This window comes from Paenibacillus castaneae, assembly GCF_002884445.1.
Lineage (GTDB): Bacteria > Bacillota > Bacilli > Paenibacillales > Paenibacillaceae > Pristimantibacillus > Pristimantibacillus castaneae.
The window spans coordinates 2856676-2868152 of record NZ_KZ614144.1; the positions used below are offsets into that span (position 1 = coordinate 2856676).

Here is an 11477-nt window from a genome sequence, read left to right on the forward strand (position 1 = left end):
CAGAATGCCTAGTTATTTCAATGACTGTTGTTAATAGTAAAAAAGGCCAACCAGCAATTGTTGGGTGGCCTAATCAGTAGAATAAAAATTGCTTGCTAGTGATCTACACTAATCAGCTTATAGGTTAACCGTTCCAATGTTGGCTGTATGGTTAAGTTGTTGGGCAACCTGAGCGGCAGAGGCCATAACAAAAACATTTATTACAACTGCAGCAAGTTCTCCTACTTCGTTGATATAATTGATGACAAGAAATCCACCTTTCATGTCCTTGTCTCCGATCCCGCTCATTCCGCCTACAACCGCACCAACAGGCCCAACCAGCAGCCCGCCGACGACAGCTCTTCCGATTACACTTTTTTGCTTTTTAGCAAAATCACTTTGCGACATTGCTGCTGCAACTCTTATTTGGTTGAGATTAATTCTCGCACTAAGTCCGGGGGCATTAAACAAAACAAAGCCACTTTCAAGTGTAACCTCCACTAACAAGCCTGTTTGAAGGGGGAGTCCGTGGATGTGTTTTCCTTTTACACGAAATAGAATCCCATTTGCTTTGTCTTCTCGTTTGCGATTAATGCTTACATTAATAAATATTGTAATAATGAAGACTGCTATAAAAACAAACACAGGAAGAAAACTATCCGATTCTGTAGTAATTACTCTACTCATTATAAATCCTTGGCCAAAACAGGCTATTATTAGCCATAACCATAATTGCATATAAAATGGTCTTTTCAACTTGCAGCCTCCTCAAAGCTAGCTTATGCTAATATAAATGTTCATTAATAATTCCCATCATATGGCATGATAGGTTTGTTGTACAGTGGTTATTTAGAACCTGAAAATAAAAGAGATAGAAAGAGTGTGGTTCGCTTTATGATTGAACAAATAATGAAAGAGTTAGAAGCTAGATATGCTTGCAGCTTAGTTCGTCTTGCTGGGGGCTATACGAATTTTACATTTCTAATGGAGGGAACTAGTCCTGTACTCGTAGCGAAGGTAGCCAACTTATCTAATCATGATATATTAAATGAAATAAATAGTTTGATGCTTATTGAAGGGTTATGCCCTGCACCTGTAATTCTTGATGTAGTAGTAATGAATGATATGCGAATTATGGTAATGGATTATAAGGATGGTGTTAACGGACAGTCCATTCTTGATGCTAGAGACTGGGAACAGGCGGAAATTTTGTATAAGTGCATTGGACAATTACTTGCATTACAGATCCATTCAACAAGCTTTGCTGAAAACCCAAGAGGGATACGGAAAAGTAATATTGCTACTTTATTAGAATCCGATTTATTGTTGGATTTCGTGGACGATGAGCTAATTAAACAATCAATAGAAATATTATCGACTGTTGATGTTAACAAGCAAAATTGGGTTTTAACGCATGGGGATTTTGGATTGCATAATATTTTAAGTGATGCGGATTACAACATGAATGTTATAGATTGGGAATGGTCTGAATGGGGAAATCCTATTAATGATATAGCATGGGTCTGTTGGTTCACTAAACTTCATTATCCCGAACATGCACATTTCTTGAATACGCACTTTATTAAAAGTTATTTATTAAATAATCCCATTTCTATAACCCCACAACAATTAAAAGCAAGTAGTATATATAAGGTTTGGAATATTCTTTATAGGGTAAATCATGCCACCAAAGAAGTTCAAAACGAATGGGTGAGACGTTTAGAATGGACTCTTCATTTGGATTTTTCTGATTTGTGCTAAAACAGTTCCAGAGGTTGCGAAAGATATTACCTTCTTAAGTTTTTCAGATACAGCTTTCTTTTATATTGGACATCGTAAATTAAATAACTAGAAACAGGGTCTAGCCTACGTGGCTGGACCCTGTTTCATTCCGAGCTTCTGCATATTTCATATGAACAAATGATTGCAATTAGATCTCGTATTTTTACGGCTGCCATACTTCCCACATGTTTCCGTCAGGATCAAAGAACTGAAGGTTTGGACCACATGTTATTCGAATGTCGCCTGCAATGTTCACTCCGTTTTCCTTGAAACGGTTGAAAAGGTCTTGAATTCGAGGAGTAATAAAACAACCAACTGCTTGACGATGGCCTTCATGGTTTGTAAATCCTAATCGGCCACCTTCAGTACTAGATTCGATAAGGAAAATTGCTGGGACGGCACCTGTAGGACCATGAGGCGTTCCGTTAGCGTCGGGAAATCTTAAGATCGCTATTTTCATTCCAGGCTCAACAGCATGGATGTCTGTAGGCTCACATCTTAAATTTTTTTGATACCATTTAATGGATTCAAAGACGTCATTCACCGGAACGTAAATACAAGTAATACCTGTGATGTCTTCCAGTTTTTCCTGTGATTTGACTTCTTCTTTCACTTGCATATTCTCATTTCTCCCTTCGCAATAAATTAGTTCAAACACGATTGTATTCTCTAACCTCCCAGTAATTTCCTGCCTATTCGTTAATGAGAAATCGAAAAATCTTGATAAGAAAGTATTGAATATAAATAAGTGTGGGATAGTAATTCGGTAATTCAAAATAGGGTTAAAGGGGTAGTGAATTTCATATGCAAGAGAATAATGGTATAGCGGATACACGTGGTAAAAACAATAAGAAAAGCGGGCTTCTTGCTAAGTACATAGGTACAGCGATTCTTGCTTTAGTTCTGATGATTGGAATGCCGCAAACAGGCCTTGCAGTTGGGAAAGGAGCGAAGGGACCGGATGTGTATGTCATTCAAGGCATGTTGAAATCATTAGGCAGCTACTCTGGTCCAATCGATGGCTACTATAATGCTCAGACAGTGCGCGGCGTGAAATATTATCAGAAGAAGCATTCATTACCCGTGACTGGAGCAGTTGATGCGGCTACGCTTAAGTCTATAAATTATTCGTATTCGACTTTAAAAACAGAAATGAAAGCTCGCAGCAAAGCAAAGTGGAAAGGAAATGCGAAAGGCATAGGTAAAGGCGGCGGAGCTGGTGGCGGAGCAGGTGGCGGTGCAGGCGGCGGAGCAGGTGGCGGAGCAGGCGGCGGAGCTGGTGGCGGTGCAGGCGGCGGTGCAGGCGGAGGAGCTGGTGGCGGTGTAGGCGGAGGAGCTGGTGGCGGTGCAGGCGGCGGTGCAGGCGGAGGAGCTGGTGGCGGTGCAGGCGGAGGAGCTGGCGGCGGAGCTGGTGGCGGTGCAGGCGGCGGAGCTGGTGGCGGTGTAGGCGGCGGAGCTGGTGGCGGTGCAGGCGGCGGAGCTGGCATTAAGTCGGAAAATCTAGGTCCTGGCGGTAAAATTGGTGGTCAATCTGAGAATCAAAATAAACGCCGCGGACAAATCGGTAATCAAGGCAAAGGCGGGATCAAAAAAGAAAATGAGGGTCCTGGCGGTCAAATAGGTGGTCAAACTGAAAATCAAAATAAACGTCGCGGACAAATCGATAATCAAGGCAAAGGCGGCATAAAGAAAGAAAATGAGGGTCCTGGCGGTCAAATAGGTGGTCAATCTGAGAATCAAAATAAACGACGTTTACAAATTGGCAACCAAGGCCAAGGTGGAACGAGGTCGGAAAACCAGGGGCCTGGAGGCCAAATTGGCGGCCAGTCCGAGAATCAGAATAAAGGACGCGAACCATCCAGCAACCAAGGGCAAGGCGGCAACAATTCAGAAAATCAAGGGCCAAATGGTCAAATCGGTAATCAAGGCAAAGGCGGTGCCAAATCCGAAAACGAAAATCGTAGTAAAAGTCAACAATAGTCAAAATAATGAGTAAGGTAAAAATAAGAGGTCCTCGCTGGAGGACCTCTTTCTCATAGCAAATATGCATCTGAAGAGAAAAATTCATCTTCATGTTATAATGGGAGTTATAAATAAAATATAGGAGCTGATTAAAGTGGGTAATTCAAAACAAAAAATTACTACATTTTTAATGTTTGAAGGCAAGGCTGAAGAGGCAATGAATTATTATACTTCTTTATTTGATCATTCAGAAATAATTAACATACGACGTTACGGAGCTAACGAGGCCGGAGCTGAAGGATCTGTCATGCAAGCAAGCTTTTCTATAAATGGACAAGTATTTAAATGTGTGGATAGCCATGTTAAACACGGATTTACATTCACTCCTGCAATGTCCTTATTTGTAACATGTGAAACAGAGGGTGAGATCGATAAAGCATATGAGATGCTGTCTCAAGACGGTGCAGTGTTAATGCCACTGGCAGCGTATCCTTTCTCTAAAAAGTTCGGATGGGTTCAAGATAAGTTCGGTGTTTCGTGGCAATTAAGTCTTGAATAGAAGGAATTAGCCAATAAATAAGTCTATAAAATTTAGTTGCTAACTATTACCAGTCCATTCGTTCTTTAAGAGAAGCGATTTGAGCGATATGATGTCGACCATGCCACGCATACCTTTGGGCTGCAGCATCAAGACTCATTAAACCGTGAGTGGGACTTATAAACATCCTTTGATAGTCTGTTGGGTGTAAAGAATGGAGTAGGGCTACAAATCGACTATGAATAGAATGCATCAGAACTAACGATGTTTCTATAGGCGTTTGATAATCCATTAGCTCTGCCCACAAATCTTCGTGGTAAGAGCTTGCTGTTGGGACATCCTCTGTAAGTGCTCTCTTAAAGCGGATAAATGCATTCATGTCATTATCTGCCATATGGTGGACGACTTGTTGGACAGTCCAACCACCAGGACGATAAGGTGTAAGCAGCTGCCCTGAACTTAAGTGTTGCACAGTTTCCCGTAGAATTGACGCGCTCTCCGAAATATCCTTAATCCATTTGTTGCGTTATTCGGCAGTTGGTTTGTGTATTTGTACGAATTGTCCAATAGGATAGCGGAAATGATCCATATACTCACCCTCAAATAATAGTTGTATTGCACATGAATTCGAGAAGCAGTATATTAAATCCTTGAATGTAATTTGATTATCTTACATATCTAATAGAGCAGGACGTCGCTTAGACGCTCTGCTCTTTTATTTTGTTAGTACTAATCGATAAAGTTGAAATTGTAATCCTCCATTCATGAGTTGTTCATAATCCAAACGTAAACTAAACGTATCAACAGGATGAATGGAGTGAGTTGAACATGTTTCTAGCATTGCGCGAATTGAAATATTCGAAAGGCAGATATGGTTTAATCGGATTAATTATGGTGCTTGTCGCGTGGTTAACCTTTATTGTGTCTGGGTTAGCCAATGGGCTCTCGTCAGATAATGCTTCGATTCTGAAAAATATGGATGCAGATTACTTTGTACTGCAATCCGATTCGGAACATAAGCTGACTCGGTCTGCGCTCCCGGTAGAGAAGCTGGATGAAGTTCGGCAATTAAATGGAGATATACAAGCTGAACCGCTTTCTCAAACCATGTTATCCGTATACCAGACTGGCTCGAACAAAAAGATAGATATAGCTGTATTTGCTATTGAACCGGAAGGCACGCTAATGCCCAGCATCACAGAAGGCCAGAATATGGCTGCAAACGATGAAATCGTCGTCGACTCATCCCTCAAAGAAAAAGGAATTAAATTGGGCGATACAATCGGAGATAAAGATTTAGGCATCGAATGGAAGGTCGTTGGCTTTACAAAAAATCAGAAGTTCAGCCATACACCGGTAGTGTTCATGGATATTCAATATTTTTCAGACCTGATGCAAGCATCTATGGGCAAAAAGGTCGCTTCTTATAATTCGATTGTTATTAAATCAGACAGTGTGAATAAAGACACCCTGCAAAAAAACTTGACCGATGCAGAAGTCATTACCAAACAAGAAGCTGTGCAAGGAATTCCGGGCTTTAAAGAAGAACAGGGCTCTTTGACGATGATGATCGCGTTCCTGATTGTTATTGCAGCCTTTATCCAAGCGGTATTCTTCTATGTCATTACGTTGCAGAAGATCAGCCAGTTCGGCGTGCTGAAGGCAATCGGAGCCAAGACGTCTTACCTGGCGACAAATTTAGTCGGACAAGTGCTGCTTCTAGCGATTGTCGCCGTTGCCATAAGCATTGGGCTAACGTTTGGCGTGAGTGCGATCCTGCCGGAGAGTATGCCATTTGAATTAGGTACAGATATACTGTCTCAGTATTCCGGCCTGCTTATTCTAGTCTCAATTATTGGCGCACTGTTATCTTTGAATCGGATTGCAAAAGTAGATGCGATTGAAGCCATTGGGAGGGTTGAGTAATGAAAGAAAAACTCGTACTTGAAAATGTGAATAAAATCTATGGAGATGGCGAAACAGCTGTTACAGCTCTGCAAAAGGTTTCGCTAACGGTTAAAGAAGGGGAGTTTGTGGCAGTTGTTGGACCCTCAGGTTCAGGGAAAAGTACGTTTCTCTCCATTGCAGGAGCGTTGCTTTCACCCACGAGCGGCCGCATTCTCATTAATCAGAAGGATGTCACCCATCTTACATCACGTGAAATGAGTGATGTAAGAGTCAAGAACCTAGGATTCATATTTCAGGCGTCCAATCTTGTGCCTTATTTGAAAGTGCTGGATCAGTTGCTGCTCGTGTCGAAGCTAGCGGGCAAAGTTGGCAAAGAGGCGGAACAGAAAGCGAAGGAACTGCTTGACCAGGTAGGATTGCTGCATCGCATGAATTACTATCCGGAGAAGTTGTCTGGCGGGGAACGTCAAAGGGTGGCAATAGCCAGGGCGTTCATGAATGATCCAGGCGTTATCCTTGCAGATGAGCCTACTGCCAGCTTGGATTCTAAACGAGGCAGAGCAGTGGTTGAACTGATGGCGTCAGAAGTGAAGCAAAGAGGAAAGGCTGCTGTAATGGTTACACATGATGAGCGTGTTTTGGATTTATGTGATCGTATCGTAACCATAAAAGACGGTATGCTTTACGAGAAAAAAGCTGACATCGTTAATAAGGACAAAAAGCCTGAAGCCTCTGTCTTAGGATAAAGAAAAACTGAATTTAGTCCTTCTTAAATAGGAAGCCGATTCTGTGAAAACAGGATCGGCTTTTCTTTTATTTAGATAACATGATAGTTTCCTCGCGATACAACAAATTTAGAATAATAAACGATGTTATCGTACATACTACGCTCATCTTTAATTGGAAAACTAAGGGAGTTTTTGCGAAGCCTATTGGAAGGGTGCTGGAGCGAATGGATATCAAGAAAATGCTTAAGAAATATATCGTTGCGGATTTGTTTGCTCACCAAAACGAGTTTTCACTAGGGAAATGGGATGGGAAGGCTGAACCTATCACACCTGAAGCCAATTCTAAGGTGAACGAAAGCAGTATGCCGCAAATTAAAGATTTTATTCAAGATTATGGTACATTGTCTACAAGTCTGATTACGAATATAAAGTGGTTTAAAACTCATTTCACCTATCCTCGCAATAGTGGCCTAGTTGTTCGAGAGGTTGAAGTCGGAAACGCTTCTTTAAATGGAGTAGTTCTTTTCATGGATGGACAAGTGGATTGGGAGCACTTGGATCGATCTGTAATGGTGCCATTAATGAATATGGAATTGAAGAATGATGATGATATGAATATAGATAAGATGAAGGCAGAGGTTTTTAAAGAAGGAAAAGTATCTTCCGATTCCCAGCTTGGGCAAATTACGCATAGCATTTTGACAGGTTCTGCAGCCATTTTATTAGAGAACATGAAAGAAGCAATTATTGTTCAGGTTCAAGGCTGGGAGAAAAAGGCAATTGAAAGCCCTCGAACTGAGGTTGTGGTGCGAGGATCCAACGAAGGCTTTACGGAGGAGCTTCAGACGAATTTGTCTATGATCAGAAGGAGGCTGCGGACACCGGACCTCATCGTTGAGGAAGGATATGTGGGGACACTATCGCGCACTGAAATTGCGATTGTTTATATCAAATCGATTGCAAACGATGAGCTTGTGGCTGAAGTGAGGAAACGTATAGCAACAATCAAGTATGATTACATCGGCGATAGCGGCACGATTGAACAATTAATTGAAGAGCATTCTAATTCCTTCTATCCTAATATTCTAAGTACAGAGAGGCCTGACTGGACTGCTTCGCATATCGCAGATGGCTATGTGAGCATTATGGTTAATAACTCTCCATTCGCGCTCATCGTACCCGCACATTTCCCACTCTTTCTGCAGACCGTAGAAGATACCTATCTTCGTTGGCCCTACAGCAGCTTTATTCGTTTCATTCGCGTGGTTGGCTTCGTTATAGCTTTATATTTGCCAAGCGTTTATGTCGCTGTTGCTAACTACCATCAGGAAATGATTCCAACAACACTGATGCTAGCCATTGCAGGGACGCGTGAGGTCGTACCTATCCCATTAGCAGCAGAAATATTTATGCTAGAAGCAATGTTCGAAATTATTCGAGAAGCAGGAGTTCGTATACCAAGCGTAATGGGTCCGACCATCGGCATTGTGGGGGCGTTAATATTGGGACAAGCAGCTGTTCAAGCCAATATTGTTAGTCCCATTGTCGTTATCATCACTGCTACGACAGCTCTTGCATCTTATACAATTCCAAACTACAACATGCAATTTGCAACACGATTGCTTCGTTTTGTTAACTTGATTGCAGCTTCATTTCTTGGTTTAGTTGGTATTGTCTTGCTCTCTTTAATGCTATGGACTGACCGGTCTACCAAGAATTCATTTGGGGTTCCCGTGCTTGCTCCAATTACACCTCATCGAGCAGACCGTGATTCGATTATTAGAAGAGCAATTAACAAGCAAATTTTCAGACCCTTTTCCATCCGCCCCAAAGAGGTGAAGAAACAATATACAGGAAAACAGCATGAATCACATAAATCCAGGGAGCAAGGGGATGCGGAGTAGTGAGAATGCATCACATCGGAATAAGAGAGGCTTCAGCAATAGTAATAATTTTTGTAATCACAAAAATTTTTCTGCCATTTCAAAGATCATTGTCCGAGGTGGGCGGTACTGCTGCGTGGATTATTATACTTATAGCCATACTATTCTGTCCGTTAACCTGGTGGGCTGTTAGAGGTGTTTTGAAGAATGGTCCTGAACAATGTACTTTAGTTACGGCGACTGAAAACATATTGGGTCCACTTCTCGGAAATGTGGTTAATCTGCTGTATTGCATTTTTTTCTTTATGATTACCTTCATTGTACTTCGGGAATTTTCGGAAATTATATCTTCTGAAATTCTGCCTAGAACACCTCTTACCGTTATTTTGTTGTCTTTACTCATCCCCATTGCCTTTATCACTCATTTAGGTATTGAAGCTGTGGGTCGGATTAGCTCAGTTACGATTATTTTAATTGTTGGAAGTGTCTATATTTTGCTTATTGGCGGATTAATTACTCATATGGAGCCGAATGCACTTTCGCCTTTGTGGGGAACTGGCCGATCCCATGTGCTTTGGATGGGTGTCATTAAGAGTTCTCTATTCTCAGAGCTGCTTGTACTCGGTTTTCTTCTACCAAAAATGCGAAATCAAAAAGAGTGGGGTAAAGTTGCATGGTGGTCCATCACGGTATCATCCATCGTATTGTTAAGTACGACAATTCTTTATCTGTATATCTTCCCTTACCCTACTGCGGCGCGAATTAATGTACCTTTATTGCAAATCAGTAAACTAATCATATTTGGACGCTGGCTGCAGAGAATGGAGAGCTTGTTTCTCATCGTCTGGTTAATTTGTACCGTAATTAAATTAGCAGTTAGCTTATACTGCACGGTTTCATCTTTATCTCAAATTATTCGTTTGCCTAGGCATCAGTCGCTCGTTTTTCCAATAACGATAATCATATTTAGTTTTGCCATGCTGCCAGACAGTGAAATGACTGCATACGCCTGGGACAAAAATATCCTTCGAACCTATGGTTCCATCATATCGATAGGCCTTCCGATGTTAACTTGGATAGTAGGCATTATCCGTAATAAGAGGAGGCAGGTGTGAGAAGCTCAGCACGGTTTTTTCATGCTATTTTCGTTTCGATAATTAGTCTTGTCCTCTTAACAGGGTGTTGGGATCGACTGGATCCAGAAAATATGGCCTTCGTCATTGCAATTGGCGTAGACAAAGGACCGCAAAATGATTTCTTATTCAGTTTCGCTCTTGCAGTCCCTAAGATGAGTAGTTCAGGACAAAGTTCAGGAGGGAAACCAAATAAGGTTGTCGTCGTCCATACGGTTGAAGGCTCTAATCTTGTTTCTGCACTCTCCATCAGTCAAAGTTTTATCGCTCGTAGATTAACCCTTATTCACTCAAAGGCTCTAATCATAGGGGAGGATCTGGCAAGAAGTGGCGTGATGCCTTTGTTAAGCGAGGCTGTCAGGAATCGAGAATTTCGGCGTACAGTAAGCATGATTACGACAAAGGGAAAGGCGATGGATTACCTTCAAAATATTCAACCTACTACGGAGCAAGATATTAGTTTCTGGTTCGAGTTAGAGGTAGATCCCATTAATCAAGGGGGGATCATCCCGATGCATGCGCGGTTTCATGAATTCATTATGGACATCGAAAGCAAAGGGACCGGAGCTATTACGATCCTGTCCGCGCCAAGACCAGATATCAAAAATGGAAATACCGAAATATTCTCAGATGAGAATGAATCTAATCAAAAAGTTAAACAGCCTATCATGAGCGATCAATACGCTGGAAAAATAAAACGAACGGGTGAGGTTCCAGTGGAATTTTTCGGAACCGCCGTGTATAAAAGCAGTGTTCTTGCAGGCTTCTTGAATGGATCGGAAACGCGGATTCTTAATATGCTTCGCGGAGAATTAAGTCAATCCATTTGGGATTTCCGAGACCCATCTGACAAACAGCTTAATTTGAGCGTGACAATGAAGCCTGATAAACATGCTCATTTAAAAATAGTGCGATCAGGTGATCAGGTGAATGCAATCTTCGATATAGCAATGGAAGGGAAATTGATTAGCGTACAATCAAAAGTGGATTACACTAAACCAAAAAATAAAAAAAAGCTGGAAGAAGCTGTGCAGTTACAGCTGCATGATCAGGCCATTAAAGTGCTGGATAAGACAGTTCATAAATGGGGAGTTGATTGCTTTAATATAAACAATCGAGTGGTATCCACCTTTTCTACTCTCAAAGAGTGGGATGCTTTCAATTGGAGAAGCCGGTTAAAAGATATGAAGTATGAAGTCAATATAACCTTTATTTTGCATCAGACTGGAGGGCAGGTAGGACCTGCGCTAGAGGGAGAGTAGGGAGTATGAACAAACAAATTCTTATGTATACCGCATTAGCATTCTTCTCGTTATGGGGAAGTGTATATGTAGGCAGTCTTGCCCCGCAGCTTTGGAAACAGAGTAATTATAGGGGAGCGGTCGGAGTGGTTATTTTAGCTGGTTTCACTCTGGTCATTCCGATATTACTTAGGGTCATAAGGGAAAAATAGCCTGCTTCATATATTAAAAACGTAATTAACAGTATAAGTAACAATTCACATCCAGTCATAAGAACAGAAACAATGACATAAATTAATTGAATGAAAATACCGAATTCTCCT

General features: G+C 41.5%; 12 protein-coding genes. 9 read left to right on the top strand and 3 right to left on the bottom strand.

What is annotated here, in order from left to right; all coding sequences use genetic code 11:
- Positions 1-117: 117 nt before the first annotated feature.
- Complete coding sequence (locus CEF13_RS12595; protein ID WP_102711006.1) at positions 118-735, bottom strand: hypothetical protein; 618 nt, start codon at positions 733-735, stop codon at positions 118-120.
- A 138-nt stretch (positions 736-873) separates the two neighbouring features.
- Here CEF13_RS12595 and CEF13_RS12600 point away from each other — a divergent pair, with 138 nt between their 5' ends.
- Complete coding sequence (locus tag CEF13_RS12600) at positions 874-1740, top strand: aminoglycoside phosphotransferase family protein (protein ID WP_166742771.1); 867 nt, start codon at positions 874-876, stop codon at positions 1738-1740.
- Positions 1741-1924: 184 nt separating this feature from the next.
- On the opposite strand, the gene CEF13_RS12605 is transcribed toward CEF13_RS12600, so the two are convergent.
- Positions 1925-2380, bottom strand: a complete 456-nt coding sequence (locus CEF13_RS12605) for a VOC family protein (protein ID WP_102711008.1) — start codon at positions 2378-2380, stop codon at positions 1925-1927.
- 185 nt (positions 2381-2565) lie between these two features.
- Here CEF13_RS12605 and CEF13_RS29470 point away from each other — a divergent pair, with 185 nt between their 5' ends.
- Positions 2566-3741: a peptidoglycan-binding domain-containing protein gene (locus CEF13_RS29470; RefSeq protein WP_102711009.1), complete on the top strand. Its 1176-nt coding sequence runs from the start codon at positions 2566-2568 to the stop codon at positions 3739-3741.
- A gap of 136 nt (positions 3742-3877) precedes the next feature.
- Complete coding sequence (locus CEF13_RS12615) at positions 3878-4282, top strand: VOC family protein (RefSeq protein WP_102711010.1); 405 nt, start codon at positions 3878-3880, stop codon at positions 4280-4282.
- Between the two features lie 46 nt (positions 4283-4328).
- Here CEF13_RS12615 and CEF13_RS12620 read toward each other — a convergent pair whose 3' ends face one another.
- On the bottom strand, positions 4329-4775 hold the full coding sequence (locus tag CEF13_RS12620) for a YfiT family bacillithiol transferase (RefSeq protein WP_341806286.1): 447 nt from the start codon (positions 4773-4775) through the stop codon (positions 4329-4331).
- 314 nt (positions 4776-5089) lie between these two features.
- Here CEF13_RS12620 and CEF13_RS12625 point away from each other — a divergent pair, with 314 nt between their 5' ends.
- The 6 genes from CEF13_RS12625 to CEF13_RS12650 all read left to right on the top strand — a co-directional run bounded on the left by CEF13_RS12625 (position 5090) and on the right by CEF13_RS12650 (position 11366).
- Positions 5090-6187, top strand: coding sequence for an ABC transporter permease (locus CEF13_RS12625; protein WP_102711011.1), 1098 nt, complete (start codon positions 5090-5092; stop codon positions 6185-6187).
- Entirely contained in the window at positions 6187-6915 is a 729-nt protein-coding gene (locus tag CEF13_RS12630) for an ABC transporter ATP-binding protein (RefSeq protein WP_102711012.1), read from the top strand. The genes CEF13_RS12625 and CEF13_RS12630 overlap by 1 nt, the downstream gene beginning before the upstream one ends.
- Before the next feature lie 206 nt (positions 6916-7121).
- Positions 7122-8801: a spore germination protein gene (locus CEF13_RS12635; protein ID WP_166742772.1), complete on the top strand. Its 1680-nt coding sequence runs from the start codon at positions 7122-7124 to the stop codon at positions 8799-8801.
- Between the two features lie 5 nt (positions 8802-8806).
- Positions 8807-9895 (top strand): GerAB/ArcD/ProY family transporter, encoded by a 1089-nt coding sequence (locus tag CEF13_RS12640; protein ID WP_243864480.1) that lies wholly within the window; start codon positions 8807-8809, stop codon positions 9893-9895.
- Entirely contained in the window at positions 9892-11175 is a 1284-nt protein-coding gene (locus CEF13_RS12645; RefSeq protein ID WP_102711015.1) for a Ger(x)C family spore germination protein, read from the top strand. The genes CEF13_RS12640 and CEF13_RS12645 overlap by 4 nt, the downstream gene beginning before the upstream one ends.
- Before the next feature lie 5 nt (positions 11176-11180).
- Entirely contained in the window at positions 11181-11366 is a 186-nt protein-coding gene (locus tag CEF13_RS12650; RefSeq protein WP_102711016.1) for a hypothetical protein, read from the top strand.
- Positions 11367-11477 lie beyond the last annotated feature (111 nt).